Origin of the sequence: Amycolatopsis ruanii, from assembly GCF_003385175.1 — a bacterium.
Lineage (GTDB): Bacteria > Actinomycetota > Actinomycetes > Mycobacteriales > Pseudonocardiaceae > Amycolatopsis_E > Amycolatopsis_E thermalba.
The window spans coordinates 65,290-85,294 of record NZ_PQHY01000014.1; the positions used below are offsets into that span (position 1 = coordinate 65,290).

The window sequence follows — 20,005 nt, forward strand, 5'->3', positions numbered from 1 at the left end:
ATGACTCGGCCACCACACGGCAGGCATCATGGGGCGCGTGGTGGAGCAGCGACCAGGCCAGCAGCCCGACGAGCCGTCCCGGGACCCGGAGCCCAACGGTTCCGCGGTCGAACCCGCGCAGCCGCGGCTGGATCCGGAGCAGCTGCGGCAGTTCCAGCAGTTCCAGCAGTTCCAGGACTTCCTCCGCTACACGGAGGCCCAGCGGCAGGGCAACGGCCAGCTGGTGCCCACGCAGAACGCCCCGGTGCAAAGCGCGCCCGGCTACGGCCCACCGACGCAGGCCGGCCCCGGCGGCCGGCCGGTGCAGCCGCCTCCGCCGTACGGCCAGCTCCAGCCCGCCCCCCAGCCCGGCCCGAAGATCAGGGCGCCGAAGTGGGCGAAGCGCCTGGCGGGGAAGCTGCTGTCCGCCCTGCTGTTCCTGATCGTCCTGCTGGTGGCCGGCAAGCTGGCGTACAACCACTTCTTCCCCACCGACGACGAAGACAAGCCGGCCTCGGAAACCGGTGGCGGGCAGTGGCGCACGAACAAGATCTTCTCCACCCAGCCGTACGAGGCGGTCCGCACGGTCTACGCCCAGATCGCGCAGAACCGGCCCGATCTCGCGTGCGGCTCGTTCGACATCCCGATCCAGCAGAAGTTCGCGGAAGACCTCGGGTACGCCGACTGCCAGCAGGCGGTGTTCGCACTGAAAGCCCAGGTCACCAATGTCAACAACTACGCCGAGTCGATCCCCAGCTCGGTCTCCGAGCCTCCACCCGGCGATACCCTGACGATCGACTCGTGCCGGTTCCCCATCCAGGGCGGGCCCGCCCTCGGGACGTTCACCGTGCAGCGCGTGGAGAAGGGGCAATGGCTCATCACCGGCCACGAGCCGGGGCCCGTGACCTGTCCGGTGCCGAGCACCGCGGCCACTCCCACCAGCCGATAACGCGAAACGGGCCCCGGCGCAGCAGCGCCGGGGCCCGTTCACGTCACTGACCGTCAGGCGGTCGCTTCCTCCGCGAGGAGGTTGCGCGTCCGGGCCGGGTCGACCGGGATGCCGCGTCCCATGGTGGTCGAGACGACCACCTTCTTGATGTAGCGGCCCTTCGCGGCGGACGGCTTCGCCCGGAGGATCTCGTCCAGGGCGGCCGCGTAGTTCTCCACCAGCTTCTCGGCGTCGAACGACGACTTGCCGATCACCAGGTGCAGGTTGGCCTGCTTGTCGACGCGGAAGTCGATCTTGCCGCCCTTGATCTCGGTGACCGCCTTCGCCACGTCGGGCGTCACGGTGCCGCTCTTCGGGTTCGGCATCAGGCCACGCGGGCCCAGGATGCGGGCGATGCGCCCGACCTTCGCCATCTGGTCCGGCGTCGCGACAGCGGCGTCGAAGTCGAGCCAGCCACCCTGGATTCGCTCGATCAGGTCGTCGCTGCCGACGGCGTCCGCACCGGCGGCCTCGGCCTGCGCGGCCTTGTCGCCGACGGCGAACGCGATGACGCGGACGGTCTTACCGGTACCGTGCGGCAGGTTCACGGTGCCGCGGACCATCTGGTCGGCCTTGCGGGGGTCGACGCCGAGGCGCATCGCGACCTCGACCGTCTCGTCCATCTTGGACTTGGAGAGCTCCTTCGCCAGCTTCACGGCCTCCAGCGGCGCGTACAGCCGCGTGCGGTCGACCTGCTCAGCGGTCTGGCGGAAAGCCTTGCTGCGCTTTGCCATGTCTGTCCTTAGCTAGAAAGTGGATCAGTTGTGGTGACGAGCCAGCGCCTGGCTCTCCCACGACGAGCCCGAGGGCTCTTACTCGACCGTGATGCCCATCGACCGAGCGGTACCGGCGATCATGCTTTTGATCGACACTGTGCGGCCTGCTCGATGTCGTTGGCGTTCGCGGTGCGGGAATTACTCGACCGTGATGCCCATCGACCGGGCGGTACCGGCGATGATCTTCGCCGCCTGCTCGACGTCGTTGGCGTTCAGGTCCGACTTCTTGGTCTCGGCGATCTCGCGCACCTGGTCCCAGGTCACCTTGGCGACCTTGGTCTTGTGCGGCTCGGCCGAGCCCTTGTCGATGCCCGCGGCCTTCAGCAGCAGCTTCGCGGCCGGCGGCGTCTTCAGCTTGAAGTCGAACGACCGGTCTTCGTACACGGAGATCTCGACCGGCACCACGTTGCCGCGCTGCGACTCGGTCGCGGCGTTGTAGGCCTTGCAGAACTCCATGATGTTGACGCCGTGCTGACCCAGCGCGGGGCCGACCGGCGGAGCCGGGTTCGCGGCACCCGCCTGAATCTGCAGCTTGATGATCGCTGCAAGCTTCTTCTTCTTGGGTGGCATTCCTAGTTCCTATTCAGTACCGAGTACCCCGCGCGCCTGCCTGCGCGCGAGGGCCAACGATCCAGTGTACTGGGTCGTCAGATCTTGGAGACCTGGGTGAACGACAACTCGACCGGCGTCTCGCGGCCGAAGATCGACACCAGGACCTTCAACTTCTGCGCGTCCGCGTTGACCTCGCTGATCGTCGCGGGCAGCGTCGCGAACGGGCCGTCCATGACGGTGACCGACTCGCCCACCTCGAAGTCGACCTCGACCGCGGGCGCGCCCAGGGCGGCCTCCGCCGTCGCGGCCTCGCCCTTGGCCTTCGCCGGGGCGGCCTTCTCGACCTGCGGGGCCAGGAACTTCACCACGTCGTCGACGGTCAGCGGCGACGGCTTGGAGGTGGCGCCCACGAACCCGGTGACGCCGGGGGTGTTGCGCACCGCGCTCCAGGACGCGTCGTTGAGCTCCATCCGGACCAGGATGTAGCCGGGCAGCACCTTCTCCTGAACGACCTTGCGCTGGCCGTTCTTGATCTGGGTGACCTCCTTGGTGGGCACCTCGATCTGGAAGATGTAGTCCTCGACGTCCAGCGTCTGGGTACGGGTCTCGAGGTTGTTCTTGACCTTGTTCTCGTAGCCCGCGTAGGAGTGCACGACGTACCAGTCGCCCGGCAGCGAGCGCAGCTCCTTGCGCAGCTTCTCCACCGGGTCCTCGTCGTCGTCCTCGGCCGGAGCGGCCTCGGCGGCCGGCTCGTCCTCGACGAGCTCGTCCTCGGCGGGCTCGGCGTCGAGTTCGGCGACCGCGCCGTCGGCGTCCTGGTCGGACTGCGCAGCCTCGGACCGGGCGGCCTCGTCCTCAGCCACGGTGGCCGCCTCGACCGGCTCGTCGTACTCGTCGCCGGCTGCGACGCCGTTCTCGGAGGTCACGTTCCGTCCTCTCACTTGATCGCTTGTCGTGTCCGTGCCGGCCCCGCAGACGCGCTCAGCCGAACAGCCAGAACACGCCCTTGCGGAACGCGAAGTCCAGCAACGAGACCAGCGCGACCATGAAGGCCACGAAGACCAGCACGACCGTGGTGTAGGTGACCATCTGCTTGCGCGTCGGCCAGATGACCTTGCGCAGCTCGGCCCACACCTCGCGGATGAACCGCACCAGCCTCGCGAACAGGGACGGCTTCTTGTCCTTGCGGGTCCGCTTCGGGGTCGCGCGACCCTTCCTGACCTCACCGGCCTTGGCCGCGCCGTCGGCGGAGGGGCTGACCGAAGCCTTGCCCGACGGACGGGCCTTGTCGCCGTCCTTGGCCGCCTTGCCGGCAGGGCGCGCGGAGGCGCGACGTTCGCGCCGCGCCGCGGCCGTGACCGGACGGGCAGCCCGCTTGGGCTCCTGCTCCTGGCCCTTGCCGCCGGCGTCGTTGTCGCTCACGACCACTCCTCCGCTAAGGCACCTACATCGACGCAGGGGTGACAGGACTTGAACCTGCAACCTGCGGTTTTGGAGACCGCTGCTCTGCCAATTGAGCTACACCCCTTCGAGCAATCGAGCCGCTCGCTGGACGCCCTTGACCCTCCCCGCATGCCCTGCGGGGTCAAGCGCCGGACGTTCCAAGTTCGGAAGTCTACGGCAAGCCCTTCGCGGGCCCGCAACCGAGGGGCCGCGAAGGGCCTCCCGCGTGCTTCTGGACACACCGGACGTGCGACGATGTGGGTCATGAGCGCACCCGCAACCGTCACCACTGGCTCCCGCATCTCGGCCCGCATCGCCGGCATCACGCCGTCGGCCACCCTCGCCGTCGACGCGAAGGCGAAGGAGCTGAAGGCGCAGGGCCGCCCGGTGATCGGCTTCGGTGCGGGGCAGCCGGACTTCCCCACCCCCGACTACGTCGTCGAGGCGGCCGCGAAGGCCGTCCACGACCGGGCCAACCACGGGTACACCGCGGCCGGCGGCCTGCCCGAGCTGAAGGAGGCCATCGCGGCGAAGACGCTGCGGGACTCCGGCTTCACCATCGAGCCCAGCCAGGTGCTGGTCACCAACGGCGGCAAGCAGGCCGTCTACTCCGCGTTCGCCACGCTGTGCGACCCGGGCGACGAGGTCCTGCTGCTGGCGCCGTACTGGACCACCTACCCCGAGTCGATCAAGCTGGCCGGCGGCGTGCCGGTGCAGGTCACCGCCGACGAGTCGACCGGGTACCGGGTCACCGTCGAGCAGCTGGAGGCCGCGCGCACCGACCGCACGAAGGTGCTGCTGTTCAACTCGCCGTCCAACCCGACCGGCGCGGTCTACACCCGGGAGCAGATCGAGGCCATCGGCAAGTGGGCCTACGAGCACGGCATCTGGGTGATCACCGACGAGATCTACGAGCACCTGACCTACGACGGCGCCGAGAACCACTCGATGCCGGTCGTGGTGCCCGAGCTGGCCGACCAGACGCTGATCCTCAACGGCGTCGCGAAGACCTACTCGATGACCGGCTGGCGGGTCGGCTGGATCGCCGGCCCCAAGGACGTGATCAAGGCCGCGACCGGCTACCAGTCGCACCTGTGCGGCAACGTGTCGAACATCGCGCAGCGGGCCGCGCTGGCCGCCATCGCGGGGCCGCTGGACGTGGTCGCCGAGATGCGCGCCGCGTTCGACGCGCGCCGGAAGAAGATCGTCTCGCTGCTGTCGGAGATCCCGGGCGTGACCTGCCCGACGCCGGAGGGCGCGTTCTACGCGTACCCGTCGTTCAAGGAGCTCCTGGGCAAGGAGATCCGCGGCGAGAAGCCGTCCGACACGCTGGAGCTGGCCGACCTGATGCTGCGCGAGGCCGACGTGGCCGCGGTGCCGGGTGAGGCGTTCGGGACGCCGGGCTACTTCCGGTTCTCCTACGCGCTGGCCGAGTCCGATCTGGTGGAGGGCGTGCAGCGGATCGCCGCCCTGCTGTCCGAGGCGAAGTAACCCGATCCGGTTACCCGAAGCGCCACTTCCGCATGCCGGAAGTGGCGCTTCGGCGTTTTCGGGGTAGCCGGAGCGGGTGGGGAAGAAGGTACTGATCGGGGTGGTGGTGGCCGCGCTCGTGGGCGCGGTGACGGCCGGTGTCGTGTACTGGCGCGGCGACCGGGGCGAATCGGCCGAGCCGCCGAAACCGCCGGGCTCGGTGATCGGCCCGGGCACCGGCCGGTACGTCGCGCTGGGCGACTCCTACACGTCGGCGCCGCGCATCGGGGCGCCCGCGGGCACGCCGCCGGGCTGCGCGCGCTCGAACAACAACTACCCGCACCTCGTCGCCGCCGAGCTGCCCGCGGTGTCGTTCGCCGACGTGAGCTGCGGCGGGGCGACCACCCAGCACCTGACCGAGCCGCAGACCACGCCGGACGGGGTCAACCCGCCGCAGCTGGACGCGGTCACCCCCGACACGACGCTGGTCACGCTCGGGATGGGCGGCAACGACGTCGGGCTGGTGAGCCTCGCGCGGGACTGCCTGACGACCAACCGGACGGTGTCGCTGTGCAAGCCGCGGCTGACCGCGGGCGGACGGGACCAGCTGGCGGAGCGGATCTCCGCGACGGCGCCGAAGATCCGCGCCGCGCTGACCGAGATCCACCAGCGGGCGCCGCGGGCGCGGGTGATCGTGGTCGGGTACCCGACGGCGCTGCCGGACGGGAACGGGTGCTGGCCGTTCCTGCCCATCGGGCCGGAGGACGTGGCCTACCTGCGGACGTCGCTGGCGCGGCTGAACACGATGCTGGCCACCGAGGCGAAGGCGAACCAGGCCGGGTACGCGGACACGGCGACGCCGTCCAAGGGGAAGGACATGTGCGCCAAGGCGCGGGTGAAGTGGGTCGAGGACGTGGTGCCGTCCTCACCGGCGATGGAGCTGCATCCCAACGCGGTCGGGGAGCGCGGGATGGCCGACGTGGTGCTGGAGCTGGTGGATTGACGCGGTGGGCACGTCGCCGGGGTTCGTGCGGCTCCAGGGATCAAGGGATGTCCTCGCCGGACGGGCAGGCTCCGGGATGACCAAGGGGTGCCTCGTCTCGCCTTGGCGAGGTGGTCGCTGGGTGGTCATCCCGTCGCCTTCCGGTTTGTGCATATCACTTTGAGCCAGGCCCGCAAGGTTGCGTTGTCGGGCGGCGGTTGGCGGCCTGGGTTGCGGGCCTGGCTCAAAGTGATCGTCACGTGTCAGGCGACGGGATGACCACCCAGCTCGGGTTGGTTCAAAGCCGCGCTGTGCGCGCTACTCCAGGTCGAAGGCCAGGCGGATCGCTTCCGTCAGCTCGTGCTCCTGGTCCGGCATCAGGTAGCCGATCTGCTTGCCCAGCGCGGACTTCCGGATGGTCTGGATGTTGTCGCAGCTCACGACGCTGTCGTGGGACAGGCCGTTGCGGCTGCCCACCCGCACCTCGGTGGACAGGCCGCGGATCGTGCTCGTGATCGGCGCGATCGTGACGCGCGTCAGGTGCGGGCGGATCAGCTCCCGCGTCAGCACCAGCACCGGCCGCACCTTGTCGAGCCGGGCCGTGTGGATCGGGCGCATCAGTCCAGGTCGTCCAAGGGGGCGGCGTGCTCCTCGATCCCGGCGAGATCGTCCGGCACGCCGCCCGTCAGCAGGGCGATGTCGCGTTCCGCGATCAGCCGGCGGCGTTCCCGCTCCAGGGCGCGGAACACCAGCTCGGCGCGGCTCGCGGCGCCGCCCTCCTCCACCACGTGGTCGATGAAGGACACCAGGTCGTCCGGGAGACGAACGGCGATCTGCTTCGTCATACCACTACGGTACCAGTTTGGGATGCAACCTGTCGTCAGTGGACGACGGCCTGGGCCTTCCCGAGCACCGTCTTGCCGTCGAACTTCGCCGTGATGTCCACGCGCGCCGAGCCGTCCTCGCGGACCTCGGCGACCTTGCCGGTGAACTCGACGTCCGCACCCTCCGGCGAGACCACGACCGGCCGGGTGAAGCGCACGCTGTACTCGACCAGCTTCCCCGGGTCGCCGAGCCAGTCCGTCACGAGCCGGCCGCCCAGGGCCATGGTCAGCATCCCGTGCGCGATCACGTCCGGGAGCCCGACCTCCTTGGCGAACCGTTCGTTCCAGTGGATCGGGTTGAAGTCCAGTGACGCGCCCGCGTACCGGACCAGCTGGTCGCGTGTGACGTGCACCTGCAGCGGCGGCAGCTCGGTGCCCTTCTCGTACGCCATCAGGCCCCCTCTCCCCGCACGACGAGCTGCGCCCGCGTCGTGCACACCAGCTGACCGTCGGCGTCGACGACCTCGCCGCGCACGGTCAGGAAGTCGTTGCCGGCGCGGGCCATGATGTCCTCGACCGTCGTGGTGATGCGGAGCCGGTCGCCCGCGTGCACCGGGCGCGTGTAGCTGAACGCCTGGTCGCCGTGCACCATCCGGCTGTAGTCCAGCCCGAGTTCGGGGTCCTCGGCGATCGCGTTGATCGCGTCGAGGTTGATCACCGTGAGGAAGGTGGGCGGCGCGATGACGTCCGGGTAGCCGGCCGCGCGGGCCGCCTCCGCGTCGGTGTAGAGCGGGTTGGCGTCGCCGATCGCGGCGGCGAACTCGCGGATCTTCTCGCGGCCGACTTCGTACGTGGAGTCCGGCGGATACGTCCGCCCGACGAACGAGGGGTCCAAAGGCACCCGCGCAGCCTACCTACCGGGCGAGCGCGCACAGAGCCTGTCTGGCGGCCTCGCCGAGCGGGTGGCACAGCTCGGACGGCGTGACGTCCGCCGGTGACGGGCTCGGCCGACACCGCGCCGTCCGGGACGGCGTAGGCGCAGGTTGACCAGCCGGGATGACATGCCAGCGGGGCGGCGCTCGGCTACCTCGCGGAACGGCCCGTGATCCCGGAGTGGGCAGCCCGGGCCGCGGTCGGGGTCGACGTGGTGGCCGGGATCACGATCCTGGCGAGGGGCCCGGAAAGCACGAAGGCCGCTCCGGGGGGGACCGGAGCGGCCTTCGTCGAAACCTGGGTGCTGGCGTCAGCGGGTTTCCTTGTGAACCCGGTGCGTACCGCAGTTCGGGCAGAACTTCTTCATCTCCAGGCGATCCGGGTCGTTGCGCCGGTTCTTCTTGGTGATGTAGTTGCGGTGCTTGCAGACCTCGCACGCCAGCGTGATCTTCGGTCGCACGTCGGTGGCAGCCACAGCAAAGCCTTTCTCTACACAACGAACCCCCCACCGGCGACCTCAACCTGCCAGGTCACCCGACGTGGGGGTCCAGGGGGCTTGCCCCCTGGCGGGGGTCCGGGGGTCCGACCCCCGATGCAATGGCGAAGCGGACTCGGCTCACGCAGTCTGTGAGCATAGCTCGCCCATCCGCGTAGCGGTGGCCGGACTTGAACCGGCGACACAGCGATTATGAGCCGCTTGCTCTACCGACTGAGCTACACCGCCTTGACCGGCCGTCAGGCTCCCCCGCCGAAGCGAGGGCGTCCTGCTGACCACCGAGCCCCAATACGGAATCGAACCGTAGACCTTCTCCTTACCATGGAGACGCTCTGCCGACTGAGCTATTGGGGCGAGTTCCAACGTCTGAACGTTGAAGCCTCGAAGAGATTACATCCCCGGCCGGAGGGCCCGTGCAGGGGGGTCCCTTTTACGTCAGGAGCGTCAGCACCGTCTCCATCTTGCGCCCCGTCGACCGGGCCGTGCGGGCCTGCAACCAGGCCTCCAGGCGGTCCTCGGCCAGCGGGCGGGAGATCAGGTACCCCTGGGCGACGTCGCAGCCCATCGCCTCCAGCTGGTCCCGCGCCACGTCCTCCTCGACGCCCTCGGCGACGACCGCCAGCCCCAGCGAATGCCCCAGCTCGACGATCGACCGGACCACCGCCAGATCCCCGAGGTCGGTGCCCATGCCGAGGACGAAGCTCTTGTCGATCTTGACCTCGTCCACCGGCAGCTGCCGCAGGTAGGCCAGCGACGAGTAGCCGGTGCCGAAGTCGTCGACCGCCAGCACGATGCCCAGCCCGTGCAGCTCGCGCAGGATCGGCAGCGCCTTCTGCGGATCGGCCATCACCCCGGACTCGGTCAGCTCGAAGGTGAGCAGCTCGGGCGGCACGCCGAACTTCCGCAGCACCTCGACGACCTTGGCCGGGAAGTCCTCGTCGGCCAGGTTCCGCACGGACAGGTTGACCGCGACGGAGATCCGCAGCCCCTCGTCCATCCACTTGCGCACCCGGATCAGCGACTGCTCCAGCACGAACCCGGTCAGCACGCCGACCAGGCCGGCGGCCTCGACCGCGGGCACGAACTCGTCCGGGTCGAGCCGGCCGAACTCGGGGTGCTGCCAGCGCACCAGCGCCTCCACGCCGAGGACCTGCTTGCTCGGCAGCGACACCTTCGGCTGGTAGTGGACGCTGACCTGGCCCTCCTCGATGGCCTGCCGGAACTGGGTGACCATCTGGAACCGGCGCAGGAAGATCTGGCCCATGCTGGGCACGTACCCGCGGACCTCTTCGCCGCCGCGGGTGGCCCGCACGGCGACGTCGGCCCGCTGGAGCAGGCCGTCCACGTCGCCGGGGTCGAGGGTGTCGTCGTCGGCCGCCGAGGCGTAGCCGACCATCGCGTTGGCCTCGACCGTGAGCCGGTCGACCGGGTAGGGCACGGACAGCTGCGCGCGCAGCCGATCGGCCACGTCGTGCACGTCCTGGCCGCGCACCCCGGTGAGCAGGGCGGCGAAGGACGCGCCCTCCAGGCGGGCCAGGGGCACGTCGGGGCCGAGGGCGTCGCGCAGGCGGCGTCCGGCGGCGACCACCATCCGGTCCGCCCACGCGTAGCCCAGCGCGTCGCTGACCGCGGAGAACACGTCCAGGTCGATGCGCAGCACGGCGGAGTCGGGGTGCTCGGCGAGCGGCTCGCGCGCGACCTGCCGGAAGCCGGGCCGGTTGAGCAGGCCGGTCAGCGGGTCGTGGTAGGCGTCGTGGCGCAGGGTGGCGACCAGGCGGCGGTTGTCCAGCGCGGTCGCCAGGTGGCTGGCCATGGTGCCGAGCAGCTGCACGTCGTACTTGCCGAAGCCCCGCCACCGGGACAGGCGGTCGTGCGCCTCGACCACGCCGAGCAGCTGGTTCGCGCTGCGCAGCGGCACCACCAGCGCCTCCTGCGCACCGCGGCTGAGCAGTCCGGCGGCGATGTCGCTGTTGGCCTCGGTGATGCGGAAGTGCCGCACGTGCGAGCCGGGCAGGCGCAGCATCGGGTCGTCGGCGGGCAGGTCCGCCGTCGGCATCGGCTCCCCCGCGACGACGGCGCGCATGTCCGCGGTCGGTTCCAGGCGCAGCCGCAGCACCACGCGGCCGGCGGAGAGCTGGTCCTTGATGCGCTCGGCGATCGTCTGCCACTCGCTGACGTTCACCCCGGCCGCGAGGTCGTCGGCGCCGCTGGCCGGGCGCGCGGCGGCTTGCTGACCGGAGCGGGCGACCATCAGGCTGACGTCGGAGAGCGCCTCCATGTCCCGCTGCTCACGCAGCAGATCGGAGTAGGCCCAGTACAGCGCGGACAGGCCGGCGAAGACGGCGAGCACCAGCGGCCACGCGTTGGCCGTGCCGGCGATCACCAGGTAGCCGCTCAGGCCGACCGACGCGTTGACGAACCCGACGACCAGGATGCGGCCGGTGAGCCGGAGCGCGGTGCCGATGCGCATGCGGCGGCGCAGCACCCGGACGGCGGCCAGCGCCAGCAGCGTGCTGGTCAGCGGCGCGGTCAGGGTGCCGGCGAGCGCGGCGGGCCAGGTCATCTCGGTGGTGCCCATGATCCGCTCGACCAGGCCGGCCACGGCGAACGCGCTGGTGATCTCCAGCAGGAACGCGCCGGCGTTGTAGAGCACGCGCCCGGAGACGCGGCGGACCAGGAGCGTGCTGATCCCGGCGACCAGGTGGGCCGCGAGGACGACCTCGAACGGCGCCACGAAGAAGCCGATGACCAGCGGGATCTCGGTGAAGGAGATGGTCCAGGAGATGCCGGACCGGACGTCGACGTTGATGCCGAGCTGCTCGGCGAGCAAGAAGGACAGGGCCAGCACCGGGCCGATCCACCACAGCTCCGCCGAACCGTGGAACGGCAGCCACAGCGACACGGCGACGGCGGTGAGCACGCCGACCGAGAAGACGGTCAGCGTGTAGACCCGGAAGCGGCGCTCGTCCGCCCGCGCCTCGGCACCACCAGCATTGGCGGCTGCCGCCGGGATGGGGCCGTCCGGCCTGCCATCGGAGTCCGGCATGCAACCTCCTTCCACCCATACGCCCCAGTGCGCCCGCCGGTACTCACCGCGCACGAGACGGTGATCTCGGTGCGAATGAGGGGATCACTGTACCCCGGAGGGCGTACTTCAGCCTCTTTCCGGCCGCCATGACATCACCTCATAGTTAACAACGTGCCAACTACGGTGACCAGCGGAGACTTACGGGTGAGATGGATCTTTTCGGCGATCGCTCCCGGTAATCGACGTTAAGCGCGTCGCCCGGCTACAACGCGTTCCCCGCGAGCCGCCGTGCTGCGCTCCCGCGCATTGATCGCGATTCAATCGCGATCGTGATTGAACAGCGCCGATGACTGTGCGTGGCCCGCCCGCGATGCGACGAGCGTCTCAGTTTCGCCAGCCGGGACCGCTGCCGGGCCAGCCCCGGTTTTATTCCCGGACGCCGTCCGCTGCGAGCGAACTACCTGCGGAAACAAACCGGCTCGCCGGAAAGTTGAGCTAGGCAGACTCAACCAGGTAGGGAGCAAACAGATGACCGACACCAGGCTCCTCCCCGTACTGCCCCTCGACGACGACGTCGTGCTGCCCGGCATGATCGTCCCGCTCGAACTCGACGACGCGGAGACCCGCGCCGCGGTCGACTCCGCCCAGGCGAAGGCGCCGTCGTTCCCGGGTATCCGGTCGCTCCCGGCCACGCAGGCCGAGGTCCTGATCGTCCCGCGGGTGCACGGGGAGTACGCCGAGCTGGGCGCCGTCGCGACCATCGAGCGCGTCGGCCGCATCCCCGGCGGCAAGGCCGCCGGGCTGCTGCGCGCCACCCGGCGCGCCCGGGTCGGCGAGAACGGCGACGGCCCCGGCGCGGCGCGCTGGGTGTACGCCGAGCCGGTCGCCGAGATCTCCGGTGAGCGGGCCCGCGCGCTGGCCGCCGAGTACAAGACCGTCGTGATCTCGATCCTCCAGCAGCGCGGCGGCTGGCAGATGATCGACGCGGTGCAGCAGGTCGAGGACCCGTCCGCGATCGCCGACCTGGCCGGCAACTCGCCGTTCCTGAGCACGGACCAGAAGCTGGAGCTGCTGACCGCGCTCGACGTCGCGACGCGGCTGGAGAAGGCACTGGAGTGGAGCCGGGAGTACCTGGCCGAGCTCGAGGTGACCGACACCATCCGCAAGGACGTCGCCGAGGGCATGGAGAAGCAGCAGAAGGAGTTCCTGCTGCGCCGCCAGCTGGAGGCGATCCGCAAGGAGCTGGGCGAGCTGGACGGCACCGCCGACTCCGACGACTACCGCACCCGCGTGGAGCAGGCCGGCCTGCCCGAGCACGTCCGGACGGCCGCACTGGCCGAGGTGGACAAGCTGGAGCGCACCTCCGACGCCTCGCCGGAGGGCGGCTGGATCCGCACCTGGCTGGACACGGTCCTGGAGATCCCTTGGAACGACCGGACCACGGACGTCCACGACATCGCGGCGGCGCGGGCGGTGCTCGACGCCGACCACGCGGGCCTGGACGACGTGAAGGAACGCATCATCGAGTACCTGGCCGTGCGCGCCCGCCGCGCCGAAGCGGGCCAGGGACAGGTCGGCGGGCGGCACTCCGGAGCCGTGCTGGCGCTGGTCGGCCCGCCGGGTGTGGGCAAGACCTCGCTCGGTGAGTCGGTCGCGAAGGCGATGGGCCGCAAGTTCGTCCGCGTCGCGCTCGGCGGTGTCCGGGACGAGGCGGAGATCCGCGGCCACCGGCGCACCTACGTCGGCGCGCTGCCCGGCCGGATCGTCCGCGCCATCAAGGAGGCCGGGTCGATGAACCCGGTGGTCCTGCTCGACGAGGTGGACAAGGTGGGCGCCGACTACCGCGGCGACCCGACCGCGGCCCTGCTGGAGGTGCTCGACCCCGAGCAGAACCACACCTTCCGCGACCACTACCTCGAGGTCGAGCTGGACCTGTCGGACGTGGTGTTCCTCGCCACGGCCAACGCGCTGGAGACCATCCCGGGGCCGCTGCTGGACCGGATGGAACTGGTGACGCTGGACGGCTACACCGAGCACGAGAAGGTCGTCATCGGCCGCGACCACCTGCTCCCCCGCGAGCTGGAGCGGGCCGGGCTGGGCCGCGACGACGTGCGGTTCACCGACGCCGCGCTGAGCCGGATCGCCGCCGAGTACACCCGCGAGGCGGGCGTGCGCAACGCGAACCGGACCATCGCGAAGGTGCTGCGCAAGATCGCGACCCGGGTCGCGCTCGACGAGGCGATCCTGCCGGTGACCGTCGACGCGGCGGACCTGGAGGGCTACCTCGGCCGTCCGCGGCACCTGCCGGAGTCGGCGCTGCCCGCGTCGACCCAGCGGACCGCGACGCCGGGGGTGGCGACCGGGCTGGCCGTCACGGGCGCCGGCGGGGACGTCCTCTACATCGAGGCGTCGCTGGCCGATCCCGAGTCGGGCAGCTCCGGGCTCACCGTCACCGGGCAGCTGGGTGACGTGATGAAGGAGTCGGTGCAGATCGCACTGTCCTACCTGCGCTCGCACGGCGCCGAGCTGGAACTGCCGGTCGGCGACCTGAAGGACCGGGGCGTGCACGTCCACGTCCCCGCGGGCGCGGTGCCCAAGGACGGGCCGAGCGCCGGGATCACGATGACCACGGCACTGGCGTCGCTGCTGTCCGGTCGCGTGGTGCGGGCCGACGTGGCGATGACCGGCGAGGTGTCGCTGACCGGCCGGGTCCTGCCGATCGGCGGGGTCAAGCAGAAGCTGCTGGCCGCGCACCGGGCCGGGGTGAAGACGGTGATCATCCCGCAGCGCAACGAGCCGGACCTGGACGACGTCCCCGCGGACGTGCTGGCCCAGCTCGACGTGCACCCGGTGTCGAACGTGCGGGAAGTCCTCGACCTGGCGCTGGCGCCGGCCACCACCCCCGTGGTCCAGGCCGCCTGACGCCCGCGAGCGAAGCCGCCCTCCCCTGCCCCCGGGGAGGGCGGCTTCGTGTTCACGCCCGCACGCGGTCGCGCAGTCGCGTGACGACGAACACCACCAGCGCGATCGCGACGGCGCCGATCACCGCGTACTGGAAGATCCCCGCGTAGTCGTTCATCACGTGCCAGTTCGCGCCGAGCAGGTAGCCGGCGAAGACGAACAGCGTGTTCCAGATCAGGCTGCCCAGCGTGGTGAGCACCAGGAACCGGCCGAACGGCATCCGTTCGATCCCCGCGGGCAGTGAGATCAGGCTGCGGAAGATCGGCACCATCCGGCCGAAGAACACCGCCTTGGTGCCGTGCTTGGCGAACCACGCCTCGGTGCGGTCGAAGTCGGACGCCTTGACCAGCGGGATCCGCAGCAGCAGCGCACGGGTCCGGTCGCGGCCGAGCAGCGCGCCCAGCCAGTAGACGATCACCGCGCCGGCGACCGAGCCGAACGTGGTCCAGGCCAGCGCTTCGAGCAGGCTGAACGTGCCCTGGCTGGCGGAGAACCCGGCGAGCGGCAGCACCAGCTCGCTCGGGATGGGCGGGAACAGGTTGTCCAGGCCGACGATGACGGCGGCGCCGAGCCCGCCGAGGGAGTCCATGAGGCCGACGGCCCAACCGGCGAGTCCCCCGAGCGGTTCGGCCTGTGCGAGGTGAAGATCCATGCTTTCGACGCTAGGAATCCGGGACGGCCGCGACCATGGGGTGCAGCACCCGATCATCCTGCGGAAAACCTCAGTACCGGGCGCGTGGAACCCCGCTAACCTCGGGATATGCCCACAGTGGACGTGCGCCGCGCGATGCGGGTGACGGCGGGGCTGGCGCTCGGTGGGCTGAGCGCGTTCGCCGAGGCGGTCTTCGTGATCGTGGCGACGCTCGCCCTCGCCGTGCCGGCCGCGCGCCCCGCCGTGTTCGGGGCCACGCGCTGGTTCGCCGAGCGGGACCGGTCGCGGCTGCGGCGGTACCTGGACTACCCCACCTCGGACGACTACCGGGACTCGCGTGCCCTGCGCTACCTCGGCACGCGCAGTGTGGTGGGCGGGCTCGGGGCGGGCATCTTCGTGCTGATCGCGCTGGGGGTGGCGGCGGCCGGGATCATGGTGTGGCAGCTGATCAGCGGGCACCCGCTGGGCGGCGGCGACCCGATCGGCGAGGACCAGGACTGGTACGACGCGCCCGGACTGCTGTTGATCGGCGTGTTGCTGGTCTTCCTGGCGGTGCAGGGGCTCATCGGGGTCGTCGCGCTGGAACGCCGGCTCGCGCACCACTTCTTCGGGCCCACGAAACAGGAACGGCTGCAGCGCCGCGTCGACGCGCTGACCCACAGCCGGGCCGAGGTGGTCGAGGCGGTGAACGACGAGCGGCGGCGCATCGAGCGCGACCTGCACGACGGGGTGCAGCAGCGGATCGTGTCGCTGGGCATGCTGCTCGGCCGCGCCCGCCGCGCGAAGGACCCGGAACGGGCGGAGGCGCTGTTGCGGCAGGCGCACGAGGAGACCCAGCTGGCGCTGCAGGAACTGCGGGACGTCGCGTGGCGGGTGTACCCGATCGCGCTGGACGAAGGCGGTCTGGGCACGGCGCTGGAGGCGCTGGCGGAGCGGTCGAGCCTGCCGGTCGGGCTGTCGTACGCGCTGGACGAGCGGGTGGATCCGGCGACCGAGACCGTCGCCTACTTCGTCGCGTCGGAGGCGGTCACGAACGCGATCAAGCACGCGGCGGCGAGCCGGATCGACATCGCCGTGGGGCGGACCGGCAGGATGCTGACCGTGACCATCAGCGATGACGGCGTGGGCGGCGCGCGGCCGGACGGCAACGGCTTGTCCGGGCTGGCCCGGCGGGTCGGCGCGGCGGACGGGGTGTTCACTGTGGACAGTCCGGCCGGCGGGCCGACGGTCGTGCGGGCGGAGCTGCCGTGCGCGTGATCCTGGCCGAGGACTCGACCCTGCTGCGCGAGGGCCTGATCCGGCTGCTCGCCGAGGAGGGCCACGAGGTGCTCGCCGCGGTCGGCAACGCGACGGAGCTGCTCGACGAGGTGTCCCGGGTGCGGCCGGACGTGGTGGTGACCGACATCCGGATGCCGCCCGACCACACCGACGAGGGATTGCGGGCGGCGCTGGAGATCCGGCGGCAGTGGCCGGAGGTCGGGGTGCTGGTGCTGTCCCAGTACGTCGAGAAGCGCTACGCGACGGAACTGATCACCGACGACGGCGGGCGGGTCGGGTACCTGCTCAAGGACCGGGTGATGCAGGTCGGCGAGTTCCTCGACGCGCTGGAGCGGGTGGGGTCCGGCGGGGCGGCGTTCGACCCGGAGGTCGTCCGGCGGCTGCTGGCGCGCACCACGCACGCCGACCCGCTCGCGACGCTGACCGCCCGGGAGCGCGAGGTGCTGGCGAAGATGGCCGAGGGGCACACGAACGCCGGCATCGCGGCCGAGCTGTACGTGTCGCAGTCCGCGGTGGAGAAGCACGTGAACGCGATCTTCGACAAGCTGGGGCTGAGCCATACGACCGGGTACAGCCGGCGGGTGCTGGCCGTGCTGCGATACCTGGGCTCCTGACCCACCGCGAGTCCCACATTCAGTACCGCGAGTCCCACATTCAGTACCGCGAGTCCCACATTCAGTACCGCGAGTCCCACATTCAGTACCGCGAGTCCCACATTCAGTACCGCGAGTCCCACGTTCAGTGCCGTCCGGGAACGTGGGACTCACGCGCCGGAACGTGGGACTCGCGCGCCGGAACGTGGGACTCGCGCGCGGGAACGTGGGACTCGCGCGCCGGAACGTGGGACTCGCGCGCGGGAACGTGGGACTCGCGCGCGGGAGCGTGGGACTCGCGGGCGGTTGCCGGTAGTCTCGATCTTGAGCCTGATTTGTCTGGATCCCAGGAGGAACCCGTTCATGTTCAAGCGGATGCTCAGCGCCTTCGGCGTCGGTGGGCCGTCGGTCGACACCGTGCTCGACTCGCCCCATGCGGTGCCCGGTCAGGTGGTCACGGGGCAGGTCCGGATCCAGGGCGGGAGCGCCGACGCGGCCATCGACCAGGTCGTCCTGTCGCTGGTCACGCGGGTCGAGATCGAGCGCGGCGGGCACGAGTCCGCGGCCACCGGCGAGTTCCACCGCCAGCTGGTGCAGCAGGGGGTGCGGGTGCCGGCCGGTCAGCTGGTCACCGTGCCGTTCGAGCTGCGGCTGCCGTGGGAGACGCCCATCACCGCGGTCGGGGACACGCTGCTGCACGGCATGGCCGTCGGCGTGCGGACCGAGCTGGTGATCGCGGGCGCGCCGGACAAGGGTGACCTCGACCCGGTCCACGTGCACCCCCTGCCGTCGCAGGACCGGGTGCTGGACGCCTTCGGCCAGCTCGGCTTCCGGTTCCGCAACGCCGACGTGGAGGCCGGCCGCCTCTACGGCGTGCGCCAGGAGCTGGGTTTCTACCAGGAGATCGAGTTCTTCCCGCCCGCCGAGTTCGCCGGGCGGATCAACGAGGTCGAGCTGACGTTCGTCGCCGGACCGCACGATCTGGCCGTCGTCCTCGAGGCCGACCGCCGGGGCCGCTTCATGCAGGCCGGCGGCGACTCGTTCGGCCGCTTCCAGATGCCGCACCAGGACGCGGAGACCGCCGACTGGGCCGCGCTGATCGGCCAGTGGCTGGCCGAGGCCGCCCAGCGCGGCGGGCACTCCGCGTTCGGCAACCCGGCCTTCGGCGGCCACCACCACGGGCACCACGGCCGCGGGATGGGCATGGGCGGCGTGGTCGCCGACGCGGCCGCGGGTGTCGTGGGCGGCATGGTCATGGGCGAGATGCTGGAAGAGGCCTTCGAGTTCGACGGCGAGGAGTGATCACCGCACCACGAAGTTCGCCATCATCATCATGTCCTCGTGTTCGAGGTTGTGGCAGTGCATCACGTACTTCCCGCGGTAGCCCTCGAACCGGACGAGCACCTCGGCCTGGTCACCGTTGCCCAGGTCGACCGTGTCCTTCCAGCCGTGCGCCGTGCCCGGGATCTGGAACGGCGCGAGGTGGATGTGGATCGGGTGCGGCACGTTCTGCGCCCGCAACCGCCACAGCTCGACCGTGCCCAGCGCCGGCTCGGCCACGACCCCGTCGGCGCTGAACGGCATCCCGTTGACCGTCCACAGTGTCATCCCGTGGTGCTCGGCCCCGCCGCGGCGGAACGTGAACTCGCGCTCCACCACCGCGTCCGCGCGGGACAGCGGCCGGACATCGGCCAGCCGGTCCGGGATGGCGCTGTCATCGGCCGCCCGCCGGGTGACCACGAACCGCATCACGCGCGCCGTGCCGTCCTCGCCCAGCCGGTTCAGCAGCGTGACCTCCTGGCCCGGCTGGTACGCCGAGAAGTCGATCACCACGTCGTACCGTTCGGCCTGCGCGATCTGCAGCTGGTCGTGCCGGACCGGCGCGGCGAGCAGCCCCTGGTCGCCGCCGATCTGCACGAACCCCGGCCCCGGCGGGTCCAGCGCGAGCCGGTAGCGGCGGGCGTTGGAGGCGTTGAGGATCCGGAACCGGTAGCGGGCCGCGTCCACCTCCATCACCGGCCAGGGCGCGCCGTTGACCAGGATGCAGTCGCCGAGCACACCGCTGACGAAATCGTCGGTCACCCCGGGCTCGCCGAGCAGTGACGGATCGACCGAGGGGTAGGCGAAGGAACCGTCGGCGGCGAACGACCGGTCGGTGATCATCAGCGGCACCTCCCGCTCGCCACGCGGCAGGGGCAGCGCGTCCTCCTCGTCGTCGCGGATCAGGTGGAACCCGGCGAGACCGCGGTAGACCTGCGGGCCGGTGAAGTCGGCCCGGTGGTCGTGGTACCAGAGCGTGGCCGCCGGCTGGTCCAGCGGATAGACGTACTCGCGCGCCGCGCCGGGTGCGACCAGGTCCAGCGGGTAGCCGTCGTGCTCGGGCGGGGTCCGGCCGCCGTGCAGGTGCACCACCACGGGCACGCCCAGCTCGTTGCGGTGCCGCACGACGGTGGTCTGCCCGCGGCGGGTTTCGATCGTGGGGCCGGGGAAGATGCCGTCGTAACCCCAGACCGTCGTGCGCAGGCCGGGCAGGATCTCCACGTCGGCGGCCCGCTGGGTGATCTCGTAGTGGCCGGGCCGGACCGGTCGCAGCACCGGCGGCACCGGCGGCGGCACGGTGAACGGCTCGGGCAGCTTCGCCGCGCTGCGCAACAGCGTGCCCGCGCTGGACTCGGTCTCGGTGTTCGAGCCGCCGCTCGCGCAGCCCGCCACCAGCAGGCCGGCCGCGGTGACCCGGAACAGGCCGCGCCGGGACAGGTTCATCGGTTCCGCCTCCGCTGGTCGATCAGCACGGCGACGACAGCGCCCGCGACGGCGAGCAGTTGTGGCCCGAAGCCGATCACGAACGTCCAGGGCGCGTCGACCTGGCCGTCCCGCGCGGCGAGCCGCCCGACGAGTTCGCTGAAGACCAGAAATCCCACCGCGAGGCCGACGAACAGGCCGAGGATGGCGACACCCAGGGTTCTCATGGCGCCCAACGTAGGCGGATCCGCGCCGCCCGTCGTCCGTCCGCAAGCGACGGAACAGTCAACATCCGACGACTGTGCGAC

The 20,005-nt window shown here is 70.9% G+C and carries 20 protein-coding genes, 3 tRNA genes and 1 pseudogene; 7 read left to right on the forward strand and 17 right to left on the reverse strand.

Translation table 11 applies throughout. The annotated features are described in order from the left end of the window. Nucleotides 1-28 precede the first annotated feature (28 nt). Complete coding sequence (locus tag D0D28_RS10565; RefSeq protein ID WP_240323152.1) at nt 29-928, forward strand: hypothetical protein; 900 nt, start codon at nt 29-31, stop codon at nt 926-928. 53 nt (nt 929-981) lie between these two features. Here D0D28_RS10565 and rplA read toward each other — a convergent pair whose 3' ends face one another. The 6 genes and pseudogenes from rplA to D0D28_RS10590 all read right to left on the reverse strand — a co-directional run bounded on the left by rplA (nt 982) and on the right by D0D28_RS10590 (nt 3,823). Next, complete coding sequence (gene rplA, locus D0D28_RS10570; RefSeq protein ID WP_094003878.1) at nt 982-1,701, reverse strand: 50S ribosomal protein L1; 720 nt, start codon at nt 1,699-1,701, stop codon at nt 982-984. Nucleotides 1,702-1,779: 78 nt separating this feature from the next. Further along, a pseudogene (locus D0D28_RS37600) lies at nt 1,780-1,845 on the reverse strand (hypothetical protein); the annotation flags it as partial. A 36-nt stretch (nt 1,846-1,881) separates the two neighbouring features. Beyond that, nucleotides 1,882-2,313: a 50S ribosomal protein L11 gene (gene rplK, locus D0D28_RS10575; RefSeq protein WP_094003877.1), complete on the reverse strand. Its 432-nt coding sequence runs from the start codon at nt 2,311-2,313 to the stop codon at nt 1,882-1,884. A 77-nt stretch (nt 2,314-2,390) separates the two neighbouring features. Then, a complete protein-coding gene (gene nusG, locus D0D28_RS10580; protein ID WP_116110463.1) occupies nt 2,391-3,221 on the reverse strand; it encodes a transcription termination/antitermination protein NusG in 831 nt (276 codons plus the stop codon). Between the two features lie 55 nt (nt 3,222-3,276). Then, the gene (gene secE, locus D0D28_RS10585; protein ID WP_094003875.1) at nt 3,277-3,723 is read right to left on the reverse strand and encodes a preprotein translocase subunit SecE; all 447 of its coding nucleotides are present in this window, start codon (nt 3,721-3,723) and stop codon (nt 3,277-3,279) included. Nucleotides 3,724-3,750: 27 nt separating this feature from the next. After that, a tRNA-Trp gene (locus D0D28_RS10590) sits at nt 3,751-3,823 on the reverse strand. 179 nt (nt 3,824-4,002) lie between these two features. Between D0D28_RS10590 and D0D28_RS10595 the strand changes: the two genes are divergently transcribed. Continuing rightward, complete coding sequence (locus D0D28_RS10595; protein WP_094003874.1) at nt 4,003-5,229, forward strand: pyridoxal phosphate-dependent aminotransferase; 1,227 nt, start codon at nt 4,003-4,005, stop codon at nt 5,227-5,229. Nucleotides 5,230-5,305: 76 nt separating this feature from the next. Then, entirely contained in the window at nt 5,306-6,211 is a 906-nt protein-coding gene (locus D0D28_RS10600) for an SGNH/GDSL hydrolase family protein (protein ID WP_116110464.1), read from the forward strand. A gap of 297 nt (nt 6,212-6,508) precedes the next feature. Here D0D28_RS10600 and D0D28_RS10605 read toward each other — a convergent pair whose 3' ends face one another. The 8 genes from D0D28_RS10605 to D0D28_RS10640 form a co-directional block, all read right to left on the reverse strand. Further along, on the reverse strand, nt 6,509-6,808 hold the full coding sequence (locus D0D28_RS10605) for a type II toxin-antitoxin system PemK/MazF family toxin (protein WP_094003872.1): 300 nt from the start codon (nt 6,806-6,808) through the stop codon (nt 6,509-6,511). Next, on the reverse strand, nt 6,808-7,035 hold the full coding sequence (locus D0D28_RS10610) for a ribbon-helix-helix domain-containing protein (protein WP_094003871.1): 228 nt from the start codon (nt 7,033-7,035) through the stop codon (nt 6,808-6,810). Before D0D28_RS10610 ends, D0D28_RS10605 begins: the two co-directional genes overlap by 1 nt. 35 nt (nt 7,036-7,070) lie before the next feature. Further along, nucleotides 7,071-7,466, reverse strand: a complete 396-nt coding sequence (locus D0D28_RS10615) for a MaoC family dehydratase (RefSeq protein WP_094003870.1) — start codon at nt 7,464-7,466, stop codon at nt 7,071-7,073. Next, nucleotides 7,466-7,915, reverse strand: a complete 450-nt coding sequence (locus D0D28_RS10620; protein ID WP_094003869.1) for a MaoC family dehydratase N-terminal domain-containing protein — start codon at nt 7,913-7,915, stop codon at nt 7,466-7,468. The genes D0D28_RS10615 and D0D28_RS10620 overlap by 1 nt, the downstream gene beginning before the upstream one ends. A gap of 342 nt (nt 7,916-8,257) precedes the next feature. After that, the gene (gene rpmG / locus D0D28_RS10625) at nt 8,258-8,422 is read right to left on the reverse strand and encodes a 50S ribosomal protein L33 (RefSeq protein ID WP_005453176.1); all 165 of its coding nucleotides are present in this window, start codon (nt 8,420-8,422) and stop codon (nt 8,258-8,260) included. A 176-nt stretch (nt 8,423-8,598) separates the two neighbouring features. After that, nucleotides 8,599-8,671, reverse strand: a tRNA-Met gene (locus tag D0D28_RS10630). A gap of 53 nt (nt 8,672-8,724) precedes the next feature. Beyond that, nucleotides 8,725-8,797: transfer RNA gene (locus D0D28_RS10635), tRNA-Thr, on the reverse strand. A gap of 76 nt (nt 8,798-8,873) precedes the next feature. Next, nucleotides 8,874-11,489, reverse strand: coding sequence for a putative bifunctional diguanylate cyclase/phosphodiesterase (locus tag D0D28_RS10640; protein ID WP_116110465.1), 2,616 nt, complete (start codon nt 11,487-11,489; stop codon nt 8,874-8,876). 510 nt (nt 11,490-11,999) lie between these two features. Between D0D28_RS10640 and lon the strand changes: the two genes are divergently transcribed. Then, on the forward strand, nt 12,000-14,393 hold the full coding sequence (gene lon / locus D0D28_RS10645) for an endopeptidase La (protein ID WP_116110466.1): 2,394 nt from the start codon (nt 12,000-12,002) through the stop codon (nt 14,391-14,393). A 52-nt stretch (nt 14,394-14,445) separates the two neighbouring features. On the opposite strand, the gene D0D28_RS10650 is transcribed toward lon, so the two are convergent. Then, entirely contained in the window at nt 14,446-15,084 is a 639-nt protein-coding gene (locus D0D28_RS10650) for a DedA family protein (protein WP_094003866.1), read from the reverse strand. Nucleotides 15,085-15,192: 108 nt separating this feature from the next. Between D0D28_RS10650 and D0D28_RS10655 the strand changes: the two genes are divergently transcribed. The 3 genes from D0D28_RS10655 (at nt 15,193) to D0D28_RS10670 (ending at nt 18,257) form a co-directional block, all read left to right on the forward strand. Next, the gene (locus D0D28_RS10655) at nt 15,193-16,341 is read left to right on the forward strand and encodes a sensor histidine kinase (RefSeq protein ID WP_094003865.1); all 1,149 of its coding nucleotides are present in this window, start codon (nt 15,193-15,195) and stop codon (nt 16,339-16,341) included. Then, a complete protein-coding gene (locus D0D28_RS10660) occupies nt 16,332-16,976 on the forward strand; it encodes a response regulator transcription factor (protein ID WP_094003864.1) in 645 nt (214 codons plus the stop codon). The genes D0D28_RS10655 and D0D28_RS10660 overlap by 10 nt, the downstream gene beginning before the upstream one ends. A gap of 342 nt (nt 16,977-17,318) precedes the next feature. Then, nucleotides 17,319-18,257, forward strand: a complete 939-nt coding sequence (locus tag D0D28_RS10670; RefSeq protein WP_116110467.1) for a sporulation protein — start codon at nt 17,319-17,321, stop codon at nt 18,255-18,257. On the opposite strand, the gene D0D28_RS10675 is transcribed toward D0D28_RS10670, so the two are convergent. Together D0D28_RS10675 and D0D28_RS10680 are read right to left on the reverse strand one after the other, a co-directional pair. Continuing rightward, a complete protein-coding gene (locus tag D0D28_RS10675) occupies nt 18,258-19,718 on the reverse strand; it encodes a multicopper oxidase family protein (protein ID WP_116110468.1) in 1,461 nt (486 codons plus the stop codon). Further along, nucleotides 19,715-19,924, reverse strand: a complete 210-nt coding sequence (locus D0D28_RS10680) for a DUF5957 family protein (protein WP_094003861.1) — start codon at nt 19,922-19,924, stop codon at nt 19,715-19,717. The genes D0D28_RS10675 and D0D28_RS10680 overlap by 4 nt, the downstream gene beginning before the upstream one ends. Between the last annotated feature and the right edge of the window lie 81 nt (nt 19,925-20,005).

Excerpts from the sequence above, each read along its gene's own strand:
- D0D28_RS10565 (WP_240323152.1), top strand. The coding sequence starts at position 29 with ATGGGGCGCGTGGTGGAGCAGCGACCAGGCCAGCAGCCCGACGAGCCG.
- rplA (WP_094003878.1), bottom strand. The coding sequence starts at position 1,701 with ATGGCAAAGCGCAGCAAGGCTTTCCGCCAGACCGCTGAGCAGGTCGAC.
- rplK (WP_094003877.1), bottom strand. The coding sequence starts at position 2,313 with ATGCCACCCAAGAAGAAGAAGCTTGCAGCGATCATCAAGCTGCAGATT.
- D0D28_RS10595 (WP_094003874.1), top strand. The coding sequence starts at position 4,003 with ATGAGCGCACCCGCAACCGTCACCACTGGCTCCCGCATCTCGGCCCGC.
- D0D28_RS10605 (WP_094003872.1), bottom strand. The coding sequence starts at position 6,808 with ATGCGCCCGATCCACACGGCCCGGCTCGACAAGGTGCGGCCGGTGCTG.
- D0D28_RS10610 (WP_094003871.1), bottom strand. The coding sequence starts at position 7,035 with ATGACGAAGCAGATCGCCGTTCGTCTCCCGGACGACCTGGTGTCCTTC.
- D0D28_RS10615 (WP_094003870.1), bottom strand. The coding sequence starts at position 7,466 with ATGGCGTACGAGAAGGGCACCGAGCTGCCGCCGCTGCAGGTGCACGTC.
- D0D28_RS10640 (WP_116110465.1), bottom strand. The coding sequence starts at position 11,489 with ATGCCGGACTCCGATGGCAGGCCGGACGGCCCCATCCCGGCGGCAGCC.
- lon (WP_116110466.1), top strand. The coding sequence starts at position 12,000 with ATGACCGACACCAGGCTCCTCCCCGTACTGCCCCTCGACGACGACGTC.
- D0D28_RS10650 (WP_094003866.1), bottom strand. The coding sequence starts at position 15,084 with ATGGATCTTCACCTCGCACAGGCCGAACCGCTCGGGGGACTCGCCGGT.
- D0D28_RS10655 (WP_094003865.1), top strand. The coding sequence starts at position 15,193 with ATGCCCACAGTGGACGTGCGCCGCGCGATGCGGGTGACGGCGGGGCTG.
- D0D28_RS10670 (WP_116110467.1), top strand. The coding sequence starts at position 17,319 with ATGTTCAAGCGGATGCTCAGCGCCTTCGGCGTCGGTGGGCCGTCGGTC.
- D0D28_RS10675 (WP_116110468.1), bottom strand. The coding sequence starts at position 19,718 with ATGAACCTGTCCCGGCGCGGCCTGTTCCGGGTCACCGCGGCCGGCCTG.
- D0D28_RS10680 (WP_094003861.1), bottom strand. The coding sequence starts at position 19,924 with ATGAGAACCCTGGGTGTCGCCATCCTCGGCCTGTTCGTCGGCCTCGCG.